Source organism: Pedobacter sp. GW821-FHT01D05 (genome assembly GCF_059422505.1).
Window position 1 is genome coordinate 512,107 of sequence record NZ_JBWKXA010000003.1, and the last position, 25,701, is coordinate 537,807.

General features: G+C 38.9%; 25 protein-coding genes. 11 read left to right on the forward strand and 14 right to left on the reverse strand.

Features of this window, described 5'->3' with window-relative positions; genetic code table 11:
* Positions 1-287: 287 nt before the first annotated feature.
* The 3 genes from AC07VK_RS14350 (at position 288) to pth (ending at position 2,762) form a co-directional block, all read left to right on the forward strand.
* A complete protein-coding gene (locus tag AC07VK_RS14350) occupies positions 288-1,229 on the forward strand; it encodes a ribose-phosphate pyrophosphokinase (protein ID WP_029278327.1) in 942 nt (313 codons plus the stop codon).
* Between the two features lie 155 nt (positions 1,230-1,384).
* The gene (locus AC07VK_RS14355) at positions 1,385-1,969 is read left to right on the forward strand and encodes a 50S ribosomal protein L25/general stress protein Ctc (protein ID WP_057931231.1); all 585 of its coding nucleotides are present in this window, start codon (positions 1,385-1,387) and stop codon (positions 1,967-1,969) included.
* Positions 1,970-2,201: 232 nt separating this feature from the next.
* Positions 2,202-2,762, forward strand: coding sequence for an aminoacyl-tRNA hydrolase (pth, locus tag AC07VK_RS14360; protein ID WP_492961284.1), 561 nt, complete (start codon positions 2,202-2,204; stop codon positions 2,760-2,762).
* 714 nt (positions 2,763-3,476) lie between these two features.
* On the opposite strand, the gene AC07VK_RS14365 is transcribed toward pth, so the two are convergent.
* Entirely contained in the window at positions 3,477-4,142 is a 666-nt protein-coding gene (locus AC07VK_RS14365; RefSeq protein ID WP_492952753.1) for a tetratricopeptide repeat protein, read from the reverse strand.
* A gap of 123 nt (positions 4,143-4,265) precedes the next feature.
* Positions 4,266-4,658 (reverse strand): hypothetical protein, encoded by a 393-nt coding sequence (locus tag AC07VK_RS14370; RefSeq protein ID WP_494939805.1) that lies wholly within the window; start codon positions 4,656-4,658, stop codon positions 4,266-4,268.
* 120 nt (positions 4,659-4,778) lie between these two features.
* Between AC07VK_RS14370 and recF the strand changes: the two genes are divergently transcribed.
* Together recF and AC07VK_RS14380 are read left to right on the forward strand one after the other, a co-directional pair.
* Positions 4,779-5,882: a DNA replication/repair protein RecF gene (gene recF / locus AC07VK_RS14375; RefSeq protein ID WP_492961286.1), complete on the forward strand. Its 1,104-nt coding sequence runs from the start codon at positions 4,779-4,781 to the stop codon at positions 5,880-5,882.
* On the forward strand, positions 5,875-6,165 hold the full coding sequence (locus AC07VK_RS14380; RefSeq protein ID WP_108197628.1) for a DciA family protein: 291 nt from the start codon (positions 5,875-5,877) through the stop codon (positions 6,163-6,165). The genes recF and AC07VK_RS14380 overlap by 8 nt, the downstream gene beginning before the upstream one ends.
* 93 nt (positions 6,166-6,258) lie before the next feature.
* Here AC07VK_RS14380 and AC07VK_RS14385 read toward each other — a convergent pair whose 3' ends face one another.
* From AC07VK_RS14385 to AC07VK_RS14395, 3 genes are all read right to left on the reverse strand, one after another.
* On the reverse strand, positions 6,259-6,432 hold the full coding sequence (locus tag AC07VK_RS14385) for a hypothetical protein (RefSeq protein WP_205945168.1): 174 nt from the start codon (positions 6,430-6,432) through the stop codon (positions 6,259-6,261).
* A gap of 311 nt (positions 6,433-6,743) precedes the next feature.
* Positions 6,744-7,514: a BamJ family beta-barrel-assembly machinery protein gene (gene bamJ, locus AC07VK_RS14390; protein ID WP_492961288.1), complete on the reverse strand. Its 771-nt coding sequence runs from the start codon at positions 7,512-7,514 to the stop codon at positions 6,744-6,746.
* Between the two features lie 135 nt (positions 7,515-7,649).
* Complete coding sequence (locus AC07VK_RS14395) at positions 7,650-8,069, reverse strand: nucleoside-diphosphate kinase (RefSeq protein WP_025144153.1); 420 nt, start codon at positions 8,067-8,069, stop codon at positions 7,650-7,652.
* Positions 8,070-8,276: 207 nt separating this feature from the next.
* On the opposite strand from AC07VK_RS14395, the gene AC07VK_RS14400 reads away from it, so the two are divergent.
* The 4 genes from AC07VK_RS14400 (at position 8,277) to AC07VK_RS14415 (ending at position 12,655) form a co-directional block, all read left to right on the forward strand.
* Complete coding sequence (locus tag AC07VK_RS14400) at positions 8,277-9,287, forward strand: DHH family phosphoesterase (RefSeq protein WP_492952757.1); 1,011 nt, start codon at positions 8,277-8,279, stop codon at positions 9,285-9,287.
* A 45-nt stretch (positions 9,288-9,332) separates the two neighbouring features.
* Positions 9,333-10,328, forward strand: coding sequence for an FKBP-type peptidyl-prolyl cis-trans isomerase (locus AC07VK_RS14405; RefSeq protein WP_426327483.1), 996 nt, complete (start codon positions 9,333-9,335; stop codon positions 10,326-10,328).
* A 201-nt stretch (positions 10,329-10,529) separates the two neighbouring features.
* Complete coding sequence (locus AC07VK_RS14410) at positions 10,530-11,498, forward strand: FKBP-type peptidyl-prolyl cis-trans isomerase (RefSeq protein ID WP_492952759.1); 969 nt, start codon at positions 10,530-10,532, stop codon at positions 11,496-11,498.
* Positions 11,499-12,019: 521 nt separating this feature from the next.
* Positions 12,020-12,655: a response regulator gene (locus AC07VK_RS14415; RefSeq protein ID WP_492961290.1), complete on the forward strand. Its 636-nt coding sequence runs from the start codon at positions 12,020-12,022 to the stop codon at positions 12,653-12,655.
* Between the two features lie 104 nt (positions 12,656-12,759).
* Here AC07VK_RS14415 and AC07VK_RS14420 read toward each other — a convergent pair whose 3' ends face one another.
* From AC07VK_RS14420 to yiaA, 9 genes are all read right to left on the reverse strand, one after another.
* Complete coding sequence (locus AC07VK_RS14420) at positions 12,760-13,230, reverse strand: CYTH domain-containing protein (RefSeq protein WP_492961292.1); 471 nt, start codon at positions 13,228-13,230, stop codon at positions 12,760-12,762.
* Positions 13,231-13,241: 11 nt separating this feature from the next.
* Positions 13,242-15,191 carry a beta-N-acetylhexosaminidase gene (locus AC07VK_RS14425; protein ID WP_492961294.1) on the reverse strand — a complete coding sequence of 650 codons (1,950 nt, stop codon included), beginning with the start codon at positions 15,189-15,191 and terminating at the stop codon, positions 13,242-13,244.
* A gap of 371 nt (positions 15,192-15,562) precedes the next feature.
* On the reverse strand, positions 15,563-15,952 hold the full coding sequence (locus tag AC07VK_RS14430; RefSeq protein ID WP_492961296.1) for a SpoIIAA family protein: 390 nt from the start codon (positions 15,950-15,952) through the stop codon (positions 15,563-15,565).
* A gap of 3 nt (positions 15,953-15,955) precedes the next feature.
* Positions 15,956-17,320 (reverse strand): aldehyde dehydrogenase family protein, encoded by a 1,365-nt coding sequence (locus AC07VK_RS14435; protein WP_492961298.1) that lies wholly within the window; start codon positions 17,318-17,320, stop codon positions 15,956-15,958.
* 82 nt (positions 17,321-17,402) lie between these two features.
* On the reverse strand, positions 17,403-18,110 hold the full coding sequence (locus AC07VK_RS14440) for a gamma-glutamyl-gamma-aminobutyrate hydrolase family protein (protein WP_492961300.1): 708 nt from the start codon (positions 18,108-18,110) through the stop codon (positions 17,403-17,405).
* A gap of 116 nt (positions 18,111-18,226) precedes the next feature.
* A complete protein-coding gene (locus AC07VK_RS14445; protein WP_492961302.1) occupies positions 18,227-19,375 on the reverse strand; it encodes an iron-containing alcohol dehydrogenase in 1,149 nt (382 codons plus the stop codon).
* Positions 19,376-19,518: 143 nt separating this feature from the next.
* Complete coding sequence (locus tag AC07VK_RS14450; RefSeq protein ID WP_492961304.1) at positions 19,519-20,880, reverse strand: glutamine synthetase family protein; 1,362 nt, start codon at positions 20,878-20,880, stop codon at positions 19,519-19,521.
* A complete protein-coding gene (eat, locus tag AC07VK_RS14455; RefSeq protein WP_492961306.1) occupies positions 20,880-22,193 on the reverse strand; it encodes an ethanolamine permease in 1,314 nt (437 codons plus the stop codon). The genes AC07VK_RS14450 and eat overlap by 1 nt, the downstream gene beginning before the upstream one ends.
* Positions 22,194-22,389: 196 nt before the next feature.
* Positions 22,390-22,797, reverse strand: a complete 408-nt coding sequence (gene yiaA / locus AC07VK_RS14460) for an inner membrane protein YiaA (RefSeq protein WP_029278495.1) — start codon at positions 22,795-22,797, stop codon at positions 22,390-22,392.
* A 170-nt stretch (positions 22,798-22,967) separates the two neighbouring features.
* On the opposite strand from yiaA, the gene AC07VK_RS14465 reads away from it, so the two are divergent.
* Positions 22,968-24,464 (forward strand): NAD(P)H-hydrate dehydratase, encoded by a 1,497-nt coding sequence (locus tag AC07VK_RS14465; RefSeq protein WP_492961308.1) that lies wholly within the window; start codon positions 22,968-22,970, stop codon positions 24,462-24,464.
* Between the two features lie 132 nt (positions 24,465-24,596).
* Positions 24,597-25,298: an AIM24 family protein gene (locus tag AC07VK_RS14470; protein WP_492952770.1), complete on the forward strand. Its 702-nt coding sequence runs from the start codon at positions 24,597-24,599 to the stop codon at positions 25,296-25,298.
* The last annotated feature ends 403 nt before the right edge of the window (positions 25,299-25,701 follow it).

Consider the following 25,701-nt stretch of genomic DNA (forward strand, 5'->3'; position numbering starts at 1 on the left):
TATATGATGATTTTTTTATCTTTGCATCGCAAACAGGAACAGCGGGAAAGAAATTAAAAATATTTTAAAATCACTCTTGCATATTTAAAATAAGGTTCCTACATTTGCATTCCCTTTCGAGGAGAATATCCTTGATAAGTTTTTGTCCGATAGTATAAGGGTAGTACAACGGTTTTTGGTACCGTTTGTCTTGGTTCGAATCCAGGTCGGACAACTAAAATTTAATGTCGGATCATGTTTTAAATAGACATGATCCGATTTTTTTTAACCGTAAACTACACGAACCCATGCCATTGCAGTTTAACCCGGTAAAGCTTTTTTCCGGAACAGGTTCTAAGGGATTATCACTTAAGATTGCCGAACATTACGGCAAGCCACTTGGTAGCGTAACCATTCACAAATTCAGTGATGGGGAGTTTCAACCTTCTTTTGATGAGTCAATCCGTGGTAGTGATGTTTTTCTAATCCAATCTACTTATCAGCCCAGCGATAATTTAATGGAGCTTTTGTTAATGGTTGATGCTGCTAAAAGAGCATCGGCACATTATATTACAGCAGTTGTTCCTTATTATGGTCTGGCCCGTCAGGATAGAAAAGATAAACCACGTGTAGCAATCGGTGCCAAATTGGTGGCTAACTTATTAAAATCAGCAGGTATCCACCGCATCATGACGATGGATTTGCATGCTGCTCAGATACAGGGTTTCTTCGATATTCCGGTTGATCACTTAGATGGATCGGTAATCTTTGTACCCTATATCAAAAGCTTAGGCTTAAAAAACTTAACTATCGCATCGCCAGATATGGGCGGTTCGTACAGGGCACGTACTTTTGCCAAGTTTTTTAATGCTGAAGTAATTATTTGCGATAAACGCCGTAAACGTGCCAACGAAATCGAATCAATGTCGATTATTGGCGATGTGACCGGACAGGATGTGGTATTGATCGATGATATTTGCGATACTGCCGGAACCCTATCAAAAGCTGCGGCTTTGATTATGGAAAACGGTGCCGCAAGTGTTAGAGCGGTTTGTACACACGCTGTATTATCAGGCAAAGCAATAGAAACGGTAGAAAATTCGGTATTAACTGAGTTAATCGTTACGGACACCATCCCATTAAAACAGGAAAGTCCGAAAATTAGGGTGCTAAGCACAGCCAGTTTATTTGCAAGGGCAATTGCCAATGTAAACGAGCACGGCTCAATTAGTGATCTGTTTAGAGTATAAATAAGGTTGAAGGTAGAGGGTTAAAGGCTTAAGGTCTTAATACTCGATACTTAATACTTGCTACTAATAAATAAGGTTGAAGGTAGAGAGCTAAAGGCTTAAGGTCTTGATACTCGATACTTAATACTTGATACTAATAATTAAATAAAAATAAAATGAAAACAATCGCAATTAGCGGTTCTCCAAGAGAGAACGTAGGGAAACGCGATGCCAAGGAACTTCGTTACGAAGGTAAAGTTCCGGCGGTATTGTATGGTGGAAAAGAGCAACAACACTTTGCTGTGGTTATTGCTGACTTAAGAGATGTTATTTATACCCCGGATGTAAACTTTGTGGAAATTGATGTTAACGGTACTAAAACTAAAGCTATCGTAAAAGACACTCAGTTTCACCCACTTACCGACGTATTAATGCACATCGATTTTCTTCAGTTATTCGACGAGAAAGAAATCGTTATGGAGATCCCGGTTAAATTAACAGGAACTTCTCCAGGTGTTAAAATGGGGGGTAAATTAATCCAGAAATTACGTAAACTACGTGTTAAAGCATTACCAGCTAATATGCCACAAAACGTAGAAGTAAGCTTAGAGAAATTAGAAGTAGGTAGTTTATTCCGTGTTCGTGACCTTAAAGGTGATAAATACGTAATCACTAACACTCCTGAAGATACTATCGTTTCTGTTGCAATGTCTAGAGCATTAAAACAAGCAGAAACTGAAGCTGCTAAAGGTAAAAAATAATCAGGATTCTTAGGATTTCTTGATTTCAAGATGAAGCGTTTCGATTTAATTCGGAACGCTTTTTTTATTTACATCAAAGTTAATCTGCTAATCGCCTCACGCTATCCGCTACAACCTGTCTAGGAATGAATGAGTTAAATTTGTGGTATAGACTCCCGACTTCGGACTTTTTCATCTTCACCTTCAACCCGCTGCCTTCCCGCCCTCAACCTTTTTATTTATCTTTGCCCCCATGAAATATCTTATAGTTGGCTTAGGGAATATCGGACCAGATTATGCACATACCAGACATAACATTGGCTTTGATATTGCCGATGAACTGGTTAAAAATTTAGATGGAAGTTTCGAGAATATCCGTTTGGCTTATTATTCGGAGGTAAGCTTTAAAGGGCGTAAACTCTATGTAATTAAACCAACTACCTTTATGAACCTAAGTGGTAAAGCCGTAAACTATTGGATGAAGGAGTTAAAAATAGCACCAGAAAATGTGCTGGTGATTGTTGATGATCTTGCATTGCCTCTCGGTAAGCTGAGGTTAAAGCTACAGGGCTCTAGCGCTGGTCATAATGGCTTAAAAAGCATTGAAGAGGTTTGTGGCGGACAAAACTACGCGCGCCTCCGTTTCGGTATTGGTAACGATTACCCCAAAGGTAGGCAAGTTGATTTTGTTTTGGGTTTGTTTGATAAGAATGAGCAATTAGAACTCCCTGCATTGATTGATAAAAGCGTAGAGCTGATTAAAAGTTATGTAACCGTTGGGCCTGCCCATACCATGACAGTTTTTAATAAATAGGTGGTTAATCGGTTAACCGATTAAATGGATCGTCATGCTGATCCGATAGCTGTCGGATTTATTTTCAGCATTTATACCTGTAATATACTTTGATCAGGTTAGGATAGCTTTTTTGGAAAGCAATTGCAGAAGTTCTTTTTAATGTTCGTCCTGCTTTTCATTGCAAGTCCTCACCCGATAAAGGATCGGGTTTCGGGCTTTCCATTTCAATCAGGTTTAAAGCGCAGTGTCTTTGCCACTATTAAAGATCGAATTGCATAGTTTTATAGAGTTCCTTTTCGAGCCATGGTCTGTGTCCCCACAGACCATCTGATATGAAACAGGTCAATAAAGGCAATTTCCTTTTTCTGCACCGTTCAAGCCCAAATAGTATTGCTGGCCGCGCCACCTAAACCCGATCGCAGTGGTTCCGATGCTTTATCGATAAATTGGTTTTAAAACTAAATCAACATCGGAAGTAACGGAGAGCGGGGCTGTACCAGCCTAAAGCCTCTGCACCTGATCTCCAAAAAAAAAGAAAATCAACAAGTCTTTTATGCGATTTGGTGAGCCACAGTATTAGATTGGCCGTCATACGGTCGTAGTGGAGGAATCTAGCGACTGCTTTTCATAGATCTCTCCGTTGCGCTGCGCTCCAGTCGAGATGACGAAAGGATACTAAACAAAAAAAGACCATCTTTCGATGATCTTTTCATAAATATGTTTAGTTAATGATTATTTAACTTTTTCTTGAGCTCTTGCAATGTAAGCATCAATTAATTGCGCTTCTGCACTTTCAGGGTATTGTGTTTTTACCTTAGTATAAGCTTCAACAGCACCTTTAAAATCATTTTGGCTTTCGTTAACCAATCCTAATTTCTTTAAAAACATTGGTGAAGTAAATTTACTTGCTTTATCAGCCGCTTTTTTATAGTAAGTAGCTGCTTGTTTAAAGTCTTTCAATTCGCTGTAAGCGTCACCTAATAAGCCTAAAGCCAATGGATCTGCAACCGGGCTACCAGTAGCGCTATATTTGCTTAATGCCTCTATTGCTTGTTTGTATTCACCTTTACGTAAGTAGATACCGCCTAAATAAAGATTAGCTAAATTTGCCGATTTTGTGTTGTCGTATTCCTTGGCAATCTGCTCTAAGCCCGGGTAACCACCTTCGCCTTTAACAGCTTTGTTTGATAGCGAATCTACACCAACAAATTGCTCCGCTTTGTACATTTTGCTGGCGGCTTCTTCAGCACGACCTTTTAAATACACGCCTTGATACCAAAGATATATTAAAACTAATAAAACTACAGCCCCCGCAATAAACAGTAAGCTCTTATTATTCTCTTGTAAAAATGAACCTTTTTTAGTTGGTTGAATTGTCTGGTTATCTGTTGTAGACATGTTTGTTTAAAAAATTTAAGATTGCAAAAATACATTTTTCAATCAAAGTATCAATCTTTATTTTGAAGTATTTGATTAAACATTAGTTATTTAGGCATGCAGATTCTAAAATCGTCATGATAATTAGCGTAACAAGCTAATTAATGTGTTAAACCAGGTTTGGTTGTCGCTAAAAATACCTGTATGGTTAATCACCAGGTACACCGTTTGACTTTCGGAGCGGCTCACCGTAGATCTAATTCTGATGGGCTGCCAGAATGCGCCGAAGTTTTTTGCGGACGAAGCCGGGAATAAATCGTCGAAGCCCATGTAAACCTCTTCGATATGTGATAAAGGGAGTTCCAATTGTTCATCTCCTGTAATAAAAAGACCATTCGAGGCCAATAGGATATTGCCTTCGTGATTGTGAATTGGCTTTAAAAACGAAAATAAACCTGCTATTTTTTTTATCCAGCCCGAGTTTTTCTCATTGGTGAGTTCATGATCGTAAGACCATAGAACATTCCCTTCTAACATTTTTTGTGCAACCATCTAATTTTCCTTGCTATGAAAGTACAATTATTTTAAGTGTTATTAACGTTTATTTTAAACAATGGGTGTTAAGAGGCTAAAAAACGGTAAATTTGTGACATATTTATGTGGTTAAAAAATATTACCCTTCTAAATTTCAAGAACTATACCGATGCAGATCTCCATTTCTCGGAAACGGTAAACGTTTTTACGGGTAATAATGGATCAGGTAAAACGAATATGCTCGATGCTATTCACTATCTATGCCTATGTAAAAGTTACTTTAATCCCATCGATAGTCAGCAGATTAAAACCAATGAAGAGGTCTTTATGATCCAGGGCGATTTTGACCGTAACGAAAAAAACGAAAAAATTTCCTGTGGGGTAAAACGCAACCAGAAAAAACAGTTCAAACGCAATAAAAAAGAATACGAGAAATTGGCTGATCATGTTGGCCTTTTTCCGGTAGTGATGGTTTCCCCCTATGATGTAAACCTGATTATGGAAGGCAGCGAGGAGCGGAGAAAATTTATTGATAATGTTATTTCGCAAACAGACGCACATTATCTGGATCAGCTGATTACCTATAACCGCATTCTGTTAAACCGGAATGCGCTGTTAAAACAAATTGCGATTACCAGAAAGTATGATCCTACACTGCTCGAAATTTTGGATGAACAGTTGGTTATTGCTGGAAATAAAATATTCACTATCCGTAAAGCCTTTATGGATGAGTTTATTCCGCTGTTTAATCAATATTATACCTACCTTACCGAAAACAGGGAAATTGTAGCGCTGAATTATCAATCGCAATTGAATGAGGCTACCTTCGAAGAACTGTTAAAGAAATCGGTAGAGAAAGACCGTGTGCTGGAGCGTACCACAACTGGTATCCATAAAGATGAACTTGCTTTTGTAATCAGTGGAATGCCTTTAAAGAAGTTTGGCTCCCAAGGTCAGCAGAAATCTTTCTTAATTGCTTTGAAGATTGCTCAATATGCTTACCTCGCCAAGAATAAAGGATTTAAGCCTTTGCTTTTGTTGGATGATATTTTTGATAAACTGGATGATAACCGTGTCCAAAAACTAATGCAAATGGTTTCCCATCATGATTTTGGGCAGATATTTATTACAGATACAGGAAGAGAAAGGGTGAAATCAATTTTTGAAAAAATAGAAGTTGATGTAACTTTGTTCGAAGTAGATAACGGAACTATACAAAATGCGTAAACCTAATGATGTTACAGTAAAGGATGCCATCAGCAAAATGCTCGATGTATACCGTTTGCGCCGTAAATTCGACGAAACTTCGATCTTATCTATCTGGCCGGAGATTATGGGCACCGCCATAGCCAACAGGACCAAACAGATCTACATCCACGATAAAAAACTATTTCTGCGCATTGAATCTTCGGTAATTAAAAATGAATTGGTTATGGTACGCCAGGGCATTATACAGAAACTGAACGAACACGCCGGCACTGAAGTAATTACCGATATGATTTTTTTATAGACATAATAAAAGGGCATAAGATTTTCACTTATACCCTTAATATTTTAATGAGGACTAAGACTCCCGACTAAGGACTATAGACTCAGGACTAAACTAACTCCTTCCTCCAAATATCTTCGATAAAATCCAGATCAGCAGCGCAACCACTACCACAACTACTATTACGCCCACCCAAACGCCGGCTTTAAATATACCTTCTACTAGTTCACAACTGCTTAAGGTAGTGCATAAAAATGCGATCAGTACTAAAGGAAATGCTTTTTTCATATTCATATTATTTGTAATAGCTAACATTGAATACTGAAGAAAGTTTTGGTAAATGACTCATTTGCCTGGAGTCGTCATGGTCGTGGCGTCAGATGTTACCATCTTTCACTATAGCCAAGTCTACTTTTTTGTGGTGTCAGATGTTACCATCTGACACGGTATTCAACATACTTTTTGAAGGAACTATATCAATGTCAGTTCAAAAAAAACAGCCAGATGGTAACATCTGGCTGTTTTTTTATCTTTAAAAAATCGTCATTTAATTTCATTAACAGTCAGATGGTAACATCCGACTGCGCGAATATAGATTTTTATTTCCCGTTTACTTTCAACAATTCAACCTCGAAGATTAAAGTGCTGTAAGGAGGGATATCCTGTCCGGCACCACGCGCTCCGTAAGCTAAATCATATGGAATGAAAAATTTGTATTTAGAACCAGCAGGCATTAATTGTACACCTTCTGTCCAGCCTTTAATTACCTGGTTTAAAGGGAATGAGATCGGTTCGCCTCTATCATAAGAGCTGTCAAATTGTTTTCCGTTCAATAATGTGCCTTTATAATGTACCAGTACCGAATCGGTAGCCAGTGGTTTAATGCCAGTACCGGCAGTTAAAACTTCGTATTGTAAACCACTTGCAGTTGTTTGTACACCCGCACGTTTTTTGTTCTGTTCTAAGAAATCTTGTCCTTCTTTCATAATTGGTGCATATTTAATTTTATTTGCTGCTTCTTCAGCTATGTTTTTTACTGATGATGCCTTGGCTAATGCCTCATTAATACATTGTTGTGCCTGCTGCTGAGTTAAAACAACCTTACCTCCGGTAAAAGCATCTTTTAGTCCTTTTAACAGTACTTCGTAATTTAAGGTAGAAAGACCGGTTGTTTTTAGGCCCGCACCGATAGAAGTACCAAAAGCGTAACTGGTAGAATCTAAAGTAGATTTTAACGCTGTAAAGGTTGATGTTTTACTTATGGCTGTAGTTGGTTTTTTGGCAGCAGGTTTCTTTGCTGCTGTTTTGTTTTGTGCATAAGATGCAGCAGCGATACCGGATAGACATACCGCTAAAAAAATTCTCTTCATTGATTATTTTATGTGTAATTAATTCCAACAGGTTTAAGATGGTGGATTATATGTTAAGGCCGAAAGATACAAAATAGATAAAACAATAAAACCCCGAATGTTCGGGGTTTTATTGTAAATTTCTTGTGTTGCAAACTAGAAACGTTCGTCTGCTTTGAAGAAAAAGTTACCTTCAATTTCTGCATTCTCATCAGAATCTGAACCGTGAACCGCGTTAGCATCGATTGATTTTGCGTATTTCTGACGGATTGTACCTTCTGCAGCTTCAGCTGGGTTAGTAGCACCGATCAATTTTCTGAAATCTTCAATTGCGTTGTCTTTTTCTAAAATTGCAGCAACAATAGGTCCTGAAGACATAAAGCTAACTAAATCTTTGTAAAAAGGACGCTCAGCGTGAACAGCATAGAACTGACCGGCAGTTTCGTCTGTAAGTTTAGTATATTTTAATGCGATGATTTTGAAACCAGCATTTGTAATGTCGTTAATGATCGATCCGATATGGCCGTTTGCTACTGCATCAGGCTTGATCATGGTAAAAGTTCTGTTAGTGCTCATTGTGCTTTTAATATCAAATTTTTTGCAAAAATACGTTTTAATTGATGAATAATCAACAACCATCGCTTGAGATTATGATTGGCATCTAAATAGTGATATCGGGGCTTTAAATATTAAATAAAGCCTGTTTTTAATATAAGATCCGGCTAAGCTTAAAATCCTTTAATCCTAATCTAAATTTACTTAGCTTTGCAGCGCAAAAAATATATGCTTACACTAACTGAATTAAAAACATTATTGGCTACGCCACAACGAATTGTGATCACCACGCATCACAAACCCGATGGCGATGCAATGGGTTCATCTCTGGGCTTGTATGGATATTTAATTCAAAAAGGCCATCATGTTAAGGTAATTACACCAACAGATTATCCTACCTTTTTGCATTGGATGCCAAATAATGGCGACGTAATTATTTTTACAGAAGAGCAGGAAAAGGCGGCCAGCTTAGTGGATGAAGCTTCGCTGATATTTTGTCTTGATTTTAATACCCTAAGCCGGATTAATGAACTAGGCGAATTGGTTAGAGCAGCTGGAGCAAAAAAAATCATGATCGATCATCACCTCGAACCTGAGGATTTTGATGATTACCGCCACTGGGATATTAACGCCTGTGCTGCTGCGCAATTGGTTTACGATTTTATTGTTAACCAATTAGAAGATAAAGCTGGCATCAATAAAGATGTTGCAGCCTGTTTGTATACCGGTATCATGACCGATTCTGGATCTTTCCGTTTTCCGTCAGCTACAGCCGATGTATACCGTATTGCAGCTGATCTGATAGATCTTGGTGCAGAGCATTGGAAAATCCATCAACTGGTATACGATAACGCGAGCGAAAACCGTTTGCGCTTTTTGGGTTATTGCCTGTCAAACAAGTTAGAAGTTATAAGAGAATACAATACCGCCATTATTTCAGTTACAAAAGAAGAGCTGGCACAATACCATAGCGCAACCGGTGATACAGAGGGTGTGGTAAATTACGCATTATCGATTAACGGTATCCGTTTAGCCGCATTAATTATCGAACGTCCGGATAAAGTTAAATTATCGGTGAGGTCTACAGGCGATTTTCCGGCCAACGAAATCTGTAAAAAATATTTTAATGGCGGTGGGCATAGAAATGCAGCAGGTGGTGCGGCAGAAAAGCCCTTAGCTGATGTAGTAAACGAATTTAAAGCGATATTAGCAGAATATAAAGAACAATTGATTGCTTAAACTCAAGAAATAAAACAATAAACTTAAAAAAGTCAAATTAAATAAATGAAAAAGGGAATTATTATTCTAGCAGCAGCCACCTTAGGTTTAGCGGCATGTAACAAAGAGAAAAAGGGAGCCGGTGGGTTATTGTATACCATTCACCACTCGGCTGGTAACGAGAAAATCAAGGAAGGCGATATCGTTAAAATGAACTTTATCCAGAAAAACGATAAAGATTCAGTTTTATCAAGCACTTTCGATAGCGAAACTCCTGCAGTATTTCCTGCACAGAAAAAAATGTATGCTGGTGATATGAACGATGTTTTAACATTGTTTGGAGAAGGCGATAGCGCTACTTTTAAAGTAAACTTAGATACTATGGCAGTTCATAGTAAACAACCTAAACCAGAGCAGTTCAAAAATGATAAATACATCACTTTTACGGTGAAAATCGAAAAAGTATTCAAGAAAAAAGCTGGCGAAGCTGATTCTACTTTTAACAAAAGAGCACAGGAGTTTTTCCAGGCCGATTACAAAGCTACTTCAGAAAAAAAGAAAGCTGCTGAACCTGCTAAGCTTAAAGCGTATTTAGATGATACTAAATTAGAAACCAAAACTACTGCGAGTGGATTACACTACATTATAGAAAAACCAGGTAGTGCTGAAAAACCAGCTTTAGGTGATACCGTATTGATTGATTATACTGGTAGAGTAACTAAAAAAGGCAAAGATGGTAAATACAAAATCTTCGATACAAGTGATGAGAAATTGGCTAAAGCAGAAAACGAATTTAAACCAGGAAAACCTTACGGTCCTCAAAAAATGCCAGTTGGCGGTACCATCCCAGGATTTACTGAAGCTTTACAGTTAATTGGTAAAGGTGGTAAAATTAAAGTGATTATTCCCTCTAACTTAGGTTATGGCGAGCAAGGTGCACCTCAGGTAGGCATCATGCCTTTCAGCCCAATTGCTTTCGATTTAGAAATCAAAGATATTATCAAAGGAAAACCAGCTGCAGCAGCTCCAGTTCAAATGCCTGCTCCGGTAGTTAAAAAATAATTTCTTAAAAATATTTTTAAATCCTGCTTATTTATTTAAGCAGGATTTTTTTTGTTTATTATTTTTTAATACTGAGCCAAGAAATAAAACGTTTCAAAGATTTATAAAAACTTATTATAACCTATCTTTGTAGTGATCTAATAAAATAGTAGGCATTTTGAAAAAAAAGATACCTACTGTTTTTTAATAAATAAAATTTAAATGAGGAACGGAATTATTATTCTCTTGGCGGCGGCATTAGGCCTGTCTGCCTGTAACAAATTCGAAAAGGGTGAAGGAGATATGACTTACAAGATCTATAAAAGTGACGGTAAGCCGAAAATTCAGGATGGCGATTATGTAAAGTTAAATGGTGTTCAAACGGTAGAAACCAATACCAATCCCGATTCGGTAATGGTAAATACTTATGATAATGAACGTCCTGCTTTCTTTGCCATTAGCAAATCGATGTTTAAAGGCGATCTAGCTTCTGGACTGAAACTGCTTGGTGAAGGAGACAGTGCTGTTTTTAAATTGAACCTGGATTCGATGGAGAAATATTCAGGTCAGCCTAAACCAAAAGGACTAAAATCAAACATTGCTTCTTTCACCATTAAAATTGAAAAAGTATTGCATAAAGGAAAAGATCCCGATTCTATTTTCGAAGCGAAGAAACGACTTTTCTTTGAATCAGAATACAAAGCGTTAAATGAAAAAAATAAAGTGGTAGAGCCTGCTAAAATTGCAAAATATGTAGCCGAGAATGATCTAAAGGTAACTACAGCGCCATCTGGACTGCAATATGTAATTTCTGCCCCAGGTAACTCAGAAAGAGCAGCTTTAACCGATACGGTATTAATGGACTACACAGGCCAGTTTACCAATAAAAAATCGAACGGAACATTAAATGTTTTTGATACTTCGAATGCTAAAATTGCAAAAGAAGCTGGGATTTTCTCTGAAAGCGTACAATATGTGCCGCGTAGCCTACCATTGGGGCAATTGCCGCAAGGCGTTATTCAGGGTATCCAACTTATTGGTGTTGGTGGTAAGATCAAAATGATTTTGCCATCGAGATTGGGTTTTGGTGAAAATGGTGGCGGACCAATTAATCCATTTACGCCATTGGTATTTGATGTAGAACTGAAAGGTATTATAAAGCCAAATGTGGCTGCACCACTAAGCAAGTAAAATACTTGCCATAATATAAAAGCGCAAGGATCAGTAAATTATAATACTGGGCTTGCGCTTTTTTGTGTTAAGAAATTAGTAATTATAGTAGCAAAATAAAATTTTTGTTTAAATTAGATTAACAAAACAATCTAACCATCCTTATTATCACTATGTGCTCAAGCAGTATTAATGTGTTTCTGGGCCTGAAATTGATGCTGTTTAGCATATTTTTCAATCTGTTTATAAAGGATGGATATTGCAGGCATGTAACGGCTTCTTATCGTTACCCAACATACAATAGAAATAAGCACAGTATTTCCGAATGGCTTCATGCAACCGTTATGCAAAAGCAGGGAGCTAATTTATTGGAATATGTCAAAAACATATTGCTACCTACCTTAGTTAAAAACATAAAATTTAAAGCTTTTGATAGAATATTGAATAGGTTTTGAATAGAGATTAACCTTTGTTTAAAAATCTCTTCAAAGTTTTTTGCCTGACGTTCTGGTGAAAATAGTTAACGTTTAAAACTAAACTTTATGGAGAAGATCAAGGTCTTTTTAATTCACGATTATGATGCATTAATTGATAATGTTGAATCCATTCTAAGTGATTTAGAAAGTGTTGTTGTTATTGGTAAGGCCAATTCTGCAGCACTTGCCGAACAATTGATCAGGACTAAAACGCCAGATATTGTGGTAGCCGATGTTAGTGTTTGCGAAAAGGTTGGAGCTGATTTAACTAAATTGATTAAAAGAGAATTCCCAAAAATAAAAGTTATTGTGCTTTCTATGCAGGATGACTTTATCAATATTTCGAAAATGATTAAGTGTGGGGCAACGGGTTATCTTTTAAAAAATGTAAAGTTTCACGAACTGCATAAAGCCATTACTAAGGTTATGCGTGGAGAAACCTATATACAAAATTCCATTACGGCTAAATTTATTAATGGTTACCAGCGCGAAAATCATACAGAAGAAGTGAATATTTTATCACCCCGGGAAGTAGAAATTATTAGGTTGATTGCCAAAGAATATACTTCTGCAGATATAGGCAGGCTGCTATTTATTTCGGAGCATACAGTAGAAACCCACCGCAAAAATATATGGCGCAAAACTGGTGTTAAATCAATTGTTGGTCTGCTGAATTTTGCGCGCGAACATCAGCTGATTTAATAAAGGCCTTATGATTTTTAAAGTTACATGGCCTTTTTTTTGACTTTAATAACTATGGATCTGCAAACTATTAGAAGAACTGAAACGATAGATCATTCTGGAAATTAAATCCAATCTTTAAAAGGACTAACTGTTAGATTGGAATTATAATATTTTTCTTCTTCGGTAACTTCTCTGCTTACCCAGTCTGGCAAGTCAAATATTTCGTCTTCACTGTCAAGTTCAATTTCAGCCACGATCAGGCCTTTATTAGCGCCTAAAAATACGTCTACTTCCCAAAGCTTACCGCTAAACGGAATTTCGTAACGGGTTTTCGAAAGCTCAGCTAAAGAAAAATTATCCAATAATTCTGTGGCCTCCGCAACTGGGATTTCATATTCGTATTCCATTCGCGTGGCTCCTATGGTTTGACCCTTTATAGTTAAAAAGCCCTTGGTTTCTGTTGCCCTTACACGTATGGTTTTATCTTTATCTGTAAGCAGATAGCCTTGCCTAAAAAGTTTTCCCGCTGGTTTGCTCAGGTTAGCCCACTGCTGATGATCGATTAAAAATTTCCGTTCTATTTCTTTTCCCATACTGATCTTTATTATCTCGCTCTTTTCTGTAAATCAGCAATAGGCATACTGATCAGTCTTCCAATCGGTTGTTTGCCACGATAAGTAATTACACGTAACATACTGGCATCTTTTGGCACCTGTAATGCGGTTGTATATTTCGGATAAAAGCGATCGGGAGTAGAGTTGTCGAAACTATAGTAGATATCCAGACCATCTATTTCTGGGGTTAATTCGATTATTAACTGCTTATCCGCACTGCGCTTTACCGTAAAAATCGGATCGTAAATAGCAGGGGAGTATTTAATCTCTGCAAAATCTAATCGTTTGAAATGCTGTTGTGTACGATCAACAAAATTTGTCCAGTTTTTCTTCTCAATCGGGCTCCAGATCGATTCAGAAATGGCAAATGCACGTGGCCAAACCATATATTCTACCTGGCGGAAAGTAAATACCTGTTCTGTCCAAAGGTTGGCCTGTGCACCAATCACATACTGTGCATTTACGCCCGCTGGAATAGGGTTAAACTGATAGGCTTTATTTAACCTTAACGAGGCATAAACTTTTGGTTCGGTAATCTGATCCGCCTGCATATAATCCAGATAGGCAAAATCAGTTGGACTCATTACCACATTGTGTTTTTCGTTCGCTGCCTGGATACCATATTTCATCCCTCTCCAGCTCATCACGGCTGCTGTTGGCGATACACCACCTTCAAGAATTTCATCCCAGCCCATAAACTTTTTGCCTTTTGCAATCACGATCTGTTCTACACGTTTTTCAAAATAAGCCTGCACCTGAGGAATGGTTTTTAGCCCTTCACGAAGCATTAAGGCCTTAACCTGGTCATTCTTCTCCCAGAAATTATGAGGGGCTTCGTCGCCACCCATATGGATATACTCGAAAGGAAAAAGTTTCGCTACCTGGGTAAGTACCGAATCTAAAAACACATAAACTTTTTCGTTTGCCGGGCAAAGCGTATTGTCAACCAAAGCTGTTGGAGGCGCACCACGGCTCCAATCCATTATTTTCTCGCCTGAGCGTACTTTATAATTAACCGCATCGGTTGTGCAGGATAATTCAGGGTAAGAAGCGATAATAGCTAAACTATGTCCCGGGACATCGATTTCTGGTAGAATATTTACAAAACGTTCTTGTGCATACTGAACAAGTTCTTTTATATCCTCTTGGGTATAGAAACCACCATAAGTACGGGGCTCATCAGCAGTAGGTGGGATGAAATCGCCGAAGGTACCGGTTTTTTTAACATTCCAGGCACCAACTTCGGTTAATTTAGGCAAGCCTTTAATTTCGATTCTCCAGCCTTCATCATCAGCTAGGTGTAAATGCAGGAGGTTAAATTTATAACGTACCATATCATCAATAAACTGCTTTACCTCTTGTTTGGTGAAAAAGTGACGGGCTACATCGAACATTAAACCTCTCCATCCTAATTTTGGATAATCTACCACATCAACACAAGGTGCTTTCCATTTAATGCCGTTTACCTGTTCTTTACTTTCTATTTCGGCCGGGAAAAGCTGAAGCAATGACTGAACGCCATAAAAAATCCCTGCAGGCTGGTTTGCAGTAATGACCACCTGTGTAGGATTAACATTCAATTTGTAACCTTCTTTACCTAATTGTGCATCTTCTTGCGTATTAAGGATCAGTTTGATGGTAGGATGGCTTGAATTGCTTACGGTGTTTACAAATTTGCCGGTGGCAGTAGTAATCCGCTCAGAAAGGTAAGTGATAGCTTGTTTTAATTCGCCACTCTTAACCGTCTGGATGGTTACATTTTCGGGTAAAGTAAAAGTACCTGCCTTTTTCATTAACGATACAGGTTCGGGGATGATGGCAATTGGTGTTTGTGCAACTGCGCTTTCGGAATCGCCGATTTCAGTTTCTGTAACAATAGACTGAGCGAAGGTATTGGCTGCAAAAAAACAGCAGGAGATAATCAGGAATAATTTTTTCATTAAAATAATTAAAACGGGTTAACCGAATAAGTATAATCCGCAATTTATTAAAAAAGATTTTAATCGGAGGTATTTGTGTAGAGGGAAATGTTCAAGAAGCAAAGCGCGGAGCGCATAGTGTGTGGTTTGGATCAAAATCGTGATTGAATTTATGGCATTATTAGAGATTTGTCAGTCTGAGTGGAGCCGAAGACTTAATTGCAAAATCTGTCTACTCCGGATACTTCATTTCATTACCAATGACGGATTTTAAAAAGATCGTCGTCATTGCGAGGAGGAACGACGAAGCAATCTTTCATGGTAGTGATTCTTGCCATAAAGATTGCTTCATCGGCTGAAAAAGCCTTCTCGCAATGACGATTTCTCGTAAACTACAAAAACTTTTTCAACCATGCCCTGGCTTTTTCATCATCCGTGAATGATTTTATCGGGATAGGAGGGTTTTGAAACTTAAATAGGATCTTCATAATCAATTGCGCTAAACCGGGTTTCGAAACTATCGCCATAGCTGTATAAATTTGCGGCAATTGCTCCGTAGAAAACTTTCGTGTTTCTTTGTCCGGAACCGGAGAATTTTTTAAGTAAATTAACAGTGGAACCTTCTTGTTGTTGGTGATTTTCTTCACCAGCGCAACATTGGCCGCAATATTTTCTACGGTACGTAAAATGTTTTTACTGTACGAAATGAGTATTCCATCATCAGTTAATAAATAATCGGCAATTTCGCCTTCGATAAGTTTATTGTCGCTGTCGTTTTCCATTTGTTATCCCCTTAAATGGTAGCCTTTTGGTTTGGTAAAGGCCCTTAATCCCTGATGAGATAGCGTAGCGCCAATACCAGAATACTTTCTTCCGCTCCAGGGCAGTGCTGCGCTTACCCGATCGCAACAATTCCAATAACCCGAACCAGTATCTAACTGGGCCAGTATTTTTTCGGCCCTTGCCTGACTGGTAGTATAAACCGATGCTGTTAAACCATAATCTGTATCTTTCATCATCTTTAAAGCTTCGGCATCATCTTTCACTTTCATTATGCCGATAATCGGTCCGAAACTTTCCTCCTGCATCACCAGCATATCGTTGGTAACATCTGTTAACACTGTTGGTTCAAAATAATAGCCCTTTCCTACAATGGCCTTTCCGCCAGTTAATAATTTTGCACCTTTACTTAAGGCATTCTTAATTTGGTTTTCCAATACCAAAATCTGCTCTTTCCGTGTTAAGGCACCAATATATACACCATCAGCTGTGGGCAGGCCTGTTTTCCAGCTTCTAACTTCGGTAACAAAGGCATTTAAATAATCATCGTAGTTTTTCTCGTGTACATAAATACGTTCCACGGAACAGCAACTTTGTCCATTATTGTAAAAAGCACCATCTGCGGTACCAACTGCGGCAGAAGCAACATCGGTTACATCTTCGGCAATGTACAACGGATCTTTTCCGCCTAACTCCAATTGGCATGGAACCATTTTTGCCGCTACTTTTTCGTATATAAATTTTCCCGTTTTATAAGAGCCGGTAAAGAAATAACCATTAAAATCCATTTCTAATAATGCTTTTCCCGTTTCTTTTGCACCAATAGCAATATGGAAGACATTATCAGGTACCCCTGCTTTTTTCAGCATTTTTTCAATCTCAATTCCGGTCAAGGTGGCATATTCTGAAGGTTTGTACATTACAGCATTGCCACTCAGTAAGGCTGGAATAAAAACATTTACACCAACCAGATAGGGATAATTCCAGGCAGAGATATTACAAACTACACCCAGCGGTTCGTATTTAATGATTTCCTTAAGTCCTGGCTCATCCGTCATTATTTCATCGGCCAGGTATTTTTCGGCATTGGCCAACATCCATTTGATGCGGGCTCTTGCGCCATTAATTTCGTTGCGCGATTGTTGGAGCGGCTTGCCTACTTCGCTGGTTAATACCAATGCCAATTCTTCTATACCAGTTTCTAGTAAATCACTAAACCGAGCAATAACCGAAATCCTTTCGCTAAGGGTTTTGTTGGCCCATTGTGGCTGGGCTTTTTTTAAAGTATCAAATTTGATTTGAAGCGTAGATGAGTTATCTTCCGCTAAACTGGTAATAATTTCTGCTGTTGCTGGGTTGATGATCTGCATCTTTCCTATTGATTATTGCCACGGAAACACAGAAATCACGGAAAATAATTATTACTCCGTGCTAGCCATTGTCTCCGAGTGATTATTTATTGTGGTTAACGATTGAATTTATAAATGCACTATGTATATTTTTGCTAAAGGCACCCTGCTGGTCTTTTAAGCGTTCAGGGTGCCATTGTACAAATAACAGGAAGGATTTCCCTTCTGGTTCCATCCGCTCCATTGCTTCGGTAACACCATCTGGCGATATTGCGCTCACCACCAAACCTTTCCCTGTTTTATCTGTGCTCTGATGGTGATTGCTATTTACAAGGCCCTTATCGGTATTTACGATCTGGCTTAGCCAGGAGGAAGGATTGATAATGATTTCATGATAGCGGTCTGATTTATCGTGCATTTTTGAATGATCGAATTTTCCCCAGGTTGGGATATCAGGGATCAAAGTTCCGCCAAAAAACACGTTGCCCACCTGCATGCCCCTACAAATGCCCAAAACAGGAACCGAGTTGGCTTCGGTATAGGTTAAAACCTTAAATTCAAACTCGTCACGTTTTTCGTCAATATCATCATCATAACAATAAGGATAATATTCAGGCTGATTATAAAAACGGGGGTGAACATCTTCACCTCCTGTTAAAACGATGCCATTGCATTTTCTGATCTCATCGAAATTGTTGAGCTTGTGCCCCAGCTGGATTACCTCCACACTTTTGTTGTAGGATAAAACCCAATCCCGGTAGATGTCGAATTTGCTACAGTCGGTAACACCAATTATTATTTTATCAGACATATTAATTAATTCCACTGATTTATCTTTTTTCCTTCGGCTTGATTACACCGATTTTTAGATTACACTGGTTTTAATGGTTTAGTAATCCTAAAATCCCGTAATCTTTTAATCCTATTTTAAAGTGCATTTAAGTACAATTGTTTAAAATCTGCTCTGCTTACCGGTTTAGGATTGTTTGGATGTGCAAAATCTGCAAAGGCTAAATCGGCAAGTGTTTCTATATGTTCATTTTTAACGCCAATATCACTCAATTTATGCGGAATATTCACCTTTGTGTTTAAATCGAACAGATATTTTACAACAGCCTCACCATTTTCATCTTTGAGATCCAGCGTACGGGCAATTTTTTTAAAACGATCTTCAAAACCAGCAACATTGAACTGCATACCATAAGGAATATTCACTGCATTAGCCAATCCGTGATGGGTATCTAACAAAGACGAAAGCGGATGTGCCAGCGAGTGTACTACGCCTAAACCTTTTTGAAAGGCAATGGCGCCCATCATCGAAGCCATTAACATTTTACTGCGGCTCTCTAAATCGGGATTGTTGGTTGCCCGTTCCAAAGCATCCTTGATCAATGAAATTCCCTCCAGCGCAATCCCATCGCACATTGGGTGGAAATTTTTGGCCAGATAAGCTTCCATATTATGTGTCAATGCGTCCATACCTGTCGCAGCGGTGATAAATGGGGGTAAATCCATGGTAAGTTCAGGATCTGCAAATACGATCTGCGCCATTAATTTTGGCGAGAACAGGATTTTTTTCTGGTGGGTTTCATCGTCGGCAATAATTGCGCTGCGGCCTACCTCACTTCCGGTACCGGATGTGGTTGGAATGGTAATAAAATGCGGAACATCATTTGTGACGTAAATATCGCCACCTATTAAATCATCATATTTGAATAAATCGTCGCGGTGATTAACACGGAGTACAATTGCACGGGCAACATCTAAAGCTGCACCACCGCCAATACCAATTATACTGTCGCGATTAGTGGCATCCCAAACATCAGTACCTTTATAAACATCACTTTTTACCGGGTTTTTATGGATGTCGCTAAAAACCTCAACAGCAATGCCCTTTGTCTTTAAATCTTCAATAATAGTTTTAAAAAAGGGAAGTTGCGCGATGGTGGGGTCGGTTACAATTAGCGGTGCCTTTAAATTATTCTTGCTTAGGTAGGCGGGCAACTCTTTTACTGCGCCAGCACCAAAACGGATGGTTGTAGGGAAATTAAACTGATGGATTTTATCAAATATCATGACAATTGTTTTTGTTACCTTTTGTTTTTTTAAGTTCGTGTTTTGCTGTCACATCTATTCAGCAAAAGATTCTGAATCAAGTTCAGAATGACGGCTATTAATGTTCAGAATGACGACTATTAATGTTCAGAATGACGACTTTACTAAATAATTTCTAAATATCTTTTTAGCTCCCAATCGGTTACTACTTTAGCATATTGCTTGCATTCCCATTCGCGGGTCACGGTAAAATGATCAACGAAATCTTCGCCTAATAATGTTTTGGCCAGATCAGAATTTTTCATCTTTTGTGTCGCCTCGAATAAATTACGCGATAGGGTGCCGTTCGATAGATCGGTATATCCATTCCCCTTCGTGGCGGGTTGGTTCAATTTAAGTTTGTTTTTAACGCCGTACATTCCGGCAGCTAAACAGGCTGAAAGTGCCAGATATGGATTGGTATCAGAACCTACTATCCGGGTTTCTAAACGTGAGGCTTTTTTGCTTCCTGGTAGCGCACGTAATGCTGTTGTACGGTTATCAATCCCCCAGGTTACCGTAGTTGGTGCCCAAGCGCCTTCAACCAACCGTTTGTAACTGTTTATGGTAGGGGCAATCATTGGTAAAAGGTATGGAAGGCAGTGCAACTGACCAGCGATATAACTTTTCATTATTTCACTCATTTTAGCTGCATCTTTTTCATCGTAGAACAAATTGATCTTCTTGTCCGCATCCCAGAGGCTTTGATGCACATGGCCACTGCATCCTGGTAAGTTTTCGCTTATTTTAGCCATAAATGTAGCGAGGATACCGTGTTTATAGGCGATTTCTTTTACGGCTGTTTTAAATAATATGGCCTGGTCGGCAGCCTGCAAGGCAGGAGCATATTTTATGGCCGCTTCGTAAACCCCCGGCCCGGTTTCGGTATGCAAACCTTCAATCGGGATATCGAATTTATTTAGTAGTTCGAACAGGTCGCTCATAAACTCGTTTCGGTAAGTGCTTCTCAAAATGGAATAACCAAACATGCCCGGACTTAAAGGTTTTAAATTAACGAAACCTTTCTCGTGGATGCTTTCTGGTGTTTCCGAAAAATTAAACCATTCAAATTCCTGTGCAAAAAGCGGCGAAAATCCTTCACTTTCGCATTCTGAAATTACTTTCTTTAGCAACTGTCTCGGACAAACATCATTGGCCTGATCCTGATCGTCAATAAAATCGCCCAAAAAGAAAGGGACTTCATTTTCCCATGGAATTTTCCGGAATGTTGCCAGATCGATTTTAACCTGTGCATCGGGATAGCCAGTATGCCAGCCTGTATATTTTCCGTTTTCGTAAGCCACATCACCCGCATCCCAACCAAAGGTAACATCACAGAAACCCAATCGGCCTTCAACCAGGGATGCAAATTTTTCGGCAGCTACATATTTCCCCCTTAAAATACCGTCGATATCGGCAACCGCTAATTTTACTTTTCCAGAGGGATGATTTTTAACGTAATCCAGAATTTCTTTGCTCGTACTCATTAATCTGCCTTTTTAAAGATTTTGTATAGAAGAAATATGCCTAAAACAATGCCCGAATAAATTAAACCCAATTTAAGATTATAAATCAGCATTGCGATGAAAGAAACGCAGGAAATAATTAAGGCAATAATGGGGAATAAAGGATAAACCGGGGTTTTGAAAGGCCGTGCCATTTCGGGATTCTTTTTCCGCAGAACCATTACCGAAATCATCGAAATGATGTATAAAGTTAATGCGCCGAATACTGAAATGATAATAATTTCGGCCGTTTTGCCCGATAAAAGTGCGATGATACCAATCACCATATTGCCTATTAACGCATTGGCGGGCGTTTGAAATTTAGGGGAAATTTTTCCGAGGATAGCTGGGATACTATTTACACGACCCATCTCGTATGTGGAGCGACCAGCCGCTAAAACCAATCCATGGAAGGAGGCCACCAGACCAAATAAGCCCACGGTAATAAGTAAATGATACATCAGGTGATTGTCGCCTGTAATCATCGAAAGGGCAAGTGGTAAAGGCGAATCGGAGGTATCGCCCGATTTCCCGTTTTTATATACAATGGCTTCCCAACCGCCAATGCCAATGGTGGAGATAAAAACAAGTACACATAAAACAACCAATGTAAATATGCCCCAGCCAAAGCCCTTGCTGATATCGCGTTGTGGGTTCTTAGTTTCTTCGGCTACATTTGCAACGCCTTCAATACCCAGGAAAAACCAAATGGCAAATGGAATGGCAGCAAAAACACCGCTCCAGCCATTCGGGAAATTATTGTGGACCAGGTTTTCTGCATGGAATTTAGGTAATGTAATTCCAGAGAACAAGAGTAATTCGCCCACTGCCAAAACAGTAATAATCACTTCGAACGAAGCGGCAGCTTTTACGCCATATACATTTAGGGCAGTAAAGATAAAGTAGACCGCAATTGCACTGGTAAGAATGGGCACCTGAGGGAAAAAGGCATTAAAATAAGCACCGATGGCAAATGCAATAGCGGGGGGTGCAAATACAAATTCGACCATTTGGGCAATACCGGCGATAAAACCGATATTTTTGCCCAGTGCGGTATTGGCATAATCGAAAACGCCACCAGCTTTTGGTATAGCACAGGCCAGTTCGGCATAGCTAAAACTAAAGGTAACATACATCACCATAATGGCAACTGTAGCGATGGCCATACCAAGTGTACCACCTTTTTCGAGGCCCAAGTTCCAACCGAAATACATTCCCGAAATCACATATCCAACGCCAAGTCCCCATAACATAAAAGGGGTAAGTGTTTTTTTAAAGCTATCTTTTTGTTCCATTGGCAGGATTTACAAGATTGAAATAGGTTTATATTATTTGCTCGAAAATGATAAACTATTAGCCTCGGTATCTGATGTTTAAAGTAGTAATTATTTTTTAGTTAAGGAGATAATATATTTCGTTTTTGGTTAAAAATAAAAAACCAATGCCTGAGCATTGGTTTCAATAAAATTCGTTAAGAATAAGCTGTTTTGGCTATTCCGAATCGCGGTTTTTATTTACAATCTGGCTGTCTCTCGTATTTTTCTGCACCGTAATGGCGCCAAACAGCGAGAGTAAAAAGGCAAAGGCATAAAATCCTTTTTCGCTGGGTAGCAAAGTAGCATTCCACAAACCAATTACCAATAAAGTGATGGTTAAGAGCGTAGAAAACCAACTGATACCGTAATAAATTTCAGTAACCGGAATTCCTTCCAATTTATCGCGAACAGCTTTTTGTAAAGAAATTACGGCAAAAAGGCCAAACATCAATACGGTAAAATAATATCCTTTTTCATTGAGAAGCATATCAGAACGCCACAAGCCTACAATAAAGCCGATCATTCCGATACCTAATGCAATCCAGGCGGCTGCCACGAACGCATTCGATGGTTTTTGATTCATTGTTTTGAGATTTAATTTAATTCAATAGACAACGCTAAAGATTGGTAAAAGGTATAAAAATTAAAAGATAGTATTTTAAATTATTTTGGAAAACTAGCGCCTTTGAGTATAATGAACCAAACAAAACCCTACTCTTTTGCATTGTAGCTGTATAATCTTATCTTAGTTATATGCGAACATTGCTTACTTCTGCCCAAATGCGTAGTGCCGATCAGTTTACGATTGCTAATAAACCCATTGCTTCTATAGATCTGATGGAAAAAGCTGCGAGAGCCTTTGTTCAAACTTTTTTAAGAGATGAGTTCGATACCAATAAAAGTGTGGCTATATGCTGTGGGAAGGGAAATAACGGAGGAGATGGATTAGCCATTGCCCATTTGCTTATTGCTAACGGATACGAGAATATAAAAGTTTACATCATCAACTTCAGTAAAAAACAAAGCGACGATTTTGCCATTAACCTACAGCGGATTGAAGAAACGAGATGCAAAAAAACAATCATTAACCAGGTTTCTGACTTAAAAAACCTGAAAGCCGATTTAATTATCGACGCCATTTTAGGCTCTGGTTTAAATAAACCTTTAAGTGGAGAATATGAACAGCTGGTTCAGGCCATTAACAAGCTGAATAAAAAAGTGTATGCAGTTGATGTACCCACCGGTTTTTTTGCCGAAGGTAAACTGCCTAAAGATTATAATGGTATAAAAGCGTATAAAACAATTTGTTTTCAACGGCCGAAGATTAACTTTTTCTTCCCTGAGTCGGCCTTGGCGACAGAAAAGTTTGAGGTGGTTGATATTGATCTGGATGAGACTTTTATCCAAAAGCAAGATGCTGATTTCTATTTGGTGGAAGAAAATGATATAGAGAAGATCCTTCAGCCACGAAAATTGTTCAGCCATAAAGGTACTTACGGTCACGCCCTGATTATTGCGGGAAATACCAATACCATGGGTGCGGCTTTACTGTGTTCGATGACCTGCTTACACACGGGAGCTGGATTAACCACGGCATGTATTCCACCGAGTGGATTGATCGCCTTAAATACCAGCCTGCCAGAAGTAATGGCATTGCAAAGAGATGAATACACGAGGATAGAAAACCCAAAGAAATATCATGCAATTGCTATTGGCCCAGGTTTAGGTACTGAAGCTGAAAATGAAAAACTGCTCGAAAGCTTAATTATGGCCAACCAAGCCATGATTATTGATGCAGATGCTTTAAATATTTTGGGCGAAAGGCCCGATCTGATCGATAAACTTGCTGCAAATACCATTCTTACTCCACATATGAAAGAGTTCGATCGCTTATTCGGTGAGCATGATAACTGGTGGGACAGGGTGCAAACGGCTACAGAACAGGCCAGAAAACAGAGGATCGTTATTGTGCTTAAAAATCAATATACTTTTATCTGCCTGCCAACAGGTAAGGTGCTGATCAATCCTACAGGTAACCCGGCGATGGCGCAAGGTGGAATGGGCGATATCCTTACCGGCATTATTGCAGGCTTTGTAGCCCAGAAGTATTCCGCAACAGATGCCGCTATTTCGGCTTGCTATATTCATGGAAAGGCGGGCGATTATTTAGCGCACGAACAATTTGTGGTTACCGCCTCGCAGGTTGCAGCCCGGATATCGAAAGAAATTAAAGTGTTCATATCCAAATAGTTGTTTTATAGTTTGGTTGACCACAATTGTGGAAAAAAACAGGCGTTAATCTACTATACTTCTAGTTTATAATTTATAGTTTAAGGGAATATTTAAAATAACAGATATCTTAAAAACGGAAAACAAATTATTATGGCACAAAGGGAATACACGCTGAATGAATTAATTCAGGAGTCGGCAGAAAATCCAAATGAAAACGATTTTTTCGAATTAGAGAAACCAGCCATGCTGGAGGTGAATCTAAAAAATCAAAAAATATTGGCAAAAGCAGGTTCGATGGTTGCTTACATTGGAAATATCGATTTTAAAAGAGAAGGACTATTGAGCAAAGGTTTGGGCGGTTTGTTAAAGAAAGCCATATCTGGCGAAGGTACCTCATTGATGCATGCCACCGGAACGGGTAAGCTGTATCTGGCAGATGAGGGCAAAAAAGTAAAGATCATCAAACTCCAAAACGAAGCAGTTTTTGTAAACGGTAATGATGTTTTGGCCTTAGAAGAGAATATTAAAAACGAAATAAAAATGCTAAAAAGCATTGCAGGGATGATGAGCGGTGGTTTATTTCAGGTTAAATTATCGGGCAGTGGCTATATTGCCATTACCACACACGGCGAACCGATTTTATTAAGGGTTACTGGCAACCAGGCGGTGTATACCGATCCTAATGCTACTGTAGCCTGGTCTGAAAACTTAACACCAAACATTAAAACCAATTTAACTTTCGGTTCTTTTATCGGAAGAGGAAGTGGCGAATCGTTTCAACTAGAGTTTTTTGGCGAGGGGTGGGTGCTGGTACAGCCTTATGAAGAGGTGAAGTACGCAGCGAAATCTTAATTATCAAATCGTCATCTTGATCGCAGCGTTCCAAAGGAACTCCTTTGGAGGAGAGATCTTTATGATAAGATCTCTCTGCATGTGTTAATCAGGTATTGCGCTTCTTTCAGCAGAAATATTTATCCGTTTTTTGGAAAGCAATTGCAGCAGCATTTGGGCTTAGGTAGTCCTGCCATTCGCTTTACCTCTCTGCGTTCGGTGTTCGCTGCTGTCAGGTTTAGGCGGCACGGCCATTCATCCTAATTTAGGGCTGCAGGGCGCAAAACCATTGCCCCTATAAGGGGCAGTTGAAAAGTCAAAACCCATAGCCCCATTGTTCCTAAACCCGGTAGTAACGGAAATCCTTTTTGTTGCTTAAAATGGATTAGACTAAACGTATAGCCTGACGTATTGAATTTGCAAT

What these genes read in the sequence shown, in the direction of transcription:
- AC07VK_RS14350 (WP_029278327.1), top strand. Translation starts at nt 288, where the DNA reads ATGCCATTGCAGTTTAACCCGGTAAAGCTTTTTTCCGGAACAGGTTCT.
- AC07VK_RS14355 (WP_057931231.1), top strand. Translation starts at nt 1,385, where the DNA reads ATGAAAACAATCGCAATTAGCGGTTCTCCAAGAGAGAACGTAGGGAAA.
- pth (WP_492961284.1), top strand. Translation starts at nt 2,202, where the DNA reads ATGAAATATCTTATAGTTGGCTTAGGGAATATCGGACCAGATTATGCA.
- AC07VK_RS14365 (WP_492952753.1), bottom strand. Translation starts at nt 4,142, where the DNA reads ATGTCTACAACAGATAACCAGACAATTCAACCAACTAAAAAAGGTTCA.
- AC07VK_RS14370 (WP_494939805.1), bottom strand. Translation starts at nt 4,658, where the DNA reads ATGTTAGAAGGGAATGTTCTATGGTCTTACGATCATGAACTCACCAAT.
- recF (WP_492961286.1), top strand. Translation starts at nt 4,779, where the DNA reads ATGTGGTTAAAAAATATTACCCTTCTAAATTTCAAGAACTATACCGAT.
- AC07VK_RS14380 (WP_108197628.1), top strand. Translation starts at nt 5,875, where the DNA reads ATGCGTAAACCTAATGATGTTACAGTAAAGGATGCCATCAGCAAAATG.
- AC07VK_RS14385 (WP_205945168.1), bottom strand. Translation starts at nt 6,432, where the DNA reads ATGAAAAAAGCATTTCCTTTAGTACTGATCGCATTTTTATGCACTACC.
- bamJ (WP_492961288.1), bottom strand. Translation starts at nt 7,514, where the DNA reads ATGAAGAGAATTTTTTTAGCGGTATGTCTATCCGGTATCGCTGCTGCA.
- AC07VK_RS14395 (WP_025144153.1), bottom strand. Translation starts at nt 8,069, where the DNA reads ATGAGCACTAACAGAACTTTTACCATGATCAAGCCTGATGCAGTAGCA.
- AC07VK_RS14400 (WP_492952757.1), top strand. Translation starts at nt 8,277, where the DNA reads ATGCTTACACTAACTGAATTAAAAACATTATTGGCTACGCCACAACGA.
- AC07VK_RS14405 (WP_426327483.1), top strand. Translation starts at nt 9,333, where the DNA reads ATGAAAAAGGGAATTATTATTCTAGCAGCAGCCACCTTAGGTTTAGCG.
- AC07VK_RS14410 (WP_492952759.1), top strand. Translation starts at nt 10,530, where the DNA reads ATGAGGAACGGAATTATTATTCTCTTGGCGGCGGCATTAGGCCTGTCT.
- AC07VK_RS14415 (WP_492961290.1), top strand. Translation starts at nt 12,020, where the DNA reads ATGGAGAAGATCAAGGTCTTTTTAATTCACGATTATGATGCATTAATT.
- AC07VK_RS14420 (WP_492961292.1), bottom strand. Translation starts at nt 13,230, where the DNA reads ATGGGAAAAGAAATAGAACGGAAATTTTTAATCGATCATCAGCAGTGG.
- AC07VK_RS14425 (WP_492961294.1), bottom strand. Translation starts at nt 15,191, where the DNA reads ATGAAAAAATTATTCCTGATTATCTCCTGCTGTTTTTTTGCAGCCAAT.
- AC07VK_RS14430 (WP_492961296.1), bottom strand. Translation starts at nt 15,952, where the DNA reads ATGGAAAACGACAGCGACAATAAACTTATCGAAGGCGAAATTGCCGAT.
- AC07VK_RS14435 (WP_492961298.1), bottom strand. Translation starts at nt 17,320, where the DNA reads ATGCAGATCATCAACCCAGCAACAGCAGAAATTATTACCAGTTTAGCG.
- AC07VK_RS14440 (WP_492961300.1), bottom strand. Translation starts at nt 18,110, where the DNA reads ATGTCTGATAAAATAATAATTGGTGTTACCGACTGTAGCAAATTCGAC.
- AC07VK_RS14445 (WP_492961302.1), bottom strand. Translation starts at nt 19,375, where the DNA reads ATGATATTTGATAAAATCCATCAGTTTAATTTCCCTACAACCATCCGT.
- AC07VK_RS14450 (WP_492961304.1), bottom strand. Translation starts at nt 20,880, where the DNA reads ATGAGTACGAGCAAAGAAATTCTGGATTACGTTAAAAATCATCCCTCT.
- eat (WP_492961306.1), bottom strand. Translation starts at nt 22,193, where the DNA reads ATGGAACAAAAAGATAGCTTTAAAAAAACACTTACCCCTTTTATGTTA.
- yiaA (WP_029278495.1), bottom strand. Translation starts at nt 22,797, where the DNA reads ATGAATCAAAAACCATCGAATGCGTTCGTGGCAGCCGCCTGGATTGCA.
- AC07VK_RS14465 (WP_492961308.1), top strand. Translation starts at nt 22,968, where the DNA reads ATGCGAACATTGCTTACTTCTGCCCAAATGCGTAGTGCCGATCAGTTT.
- AC07VK_RS14470 (WP_492952770.1), top strand. Translation starts at nt 24,597, where the DNA reads ATGGCACAAAGGGAATACACGCTGAATGAATTAATTCAGGAGTCGGCA.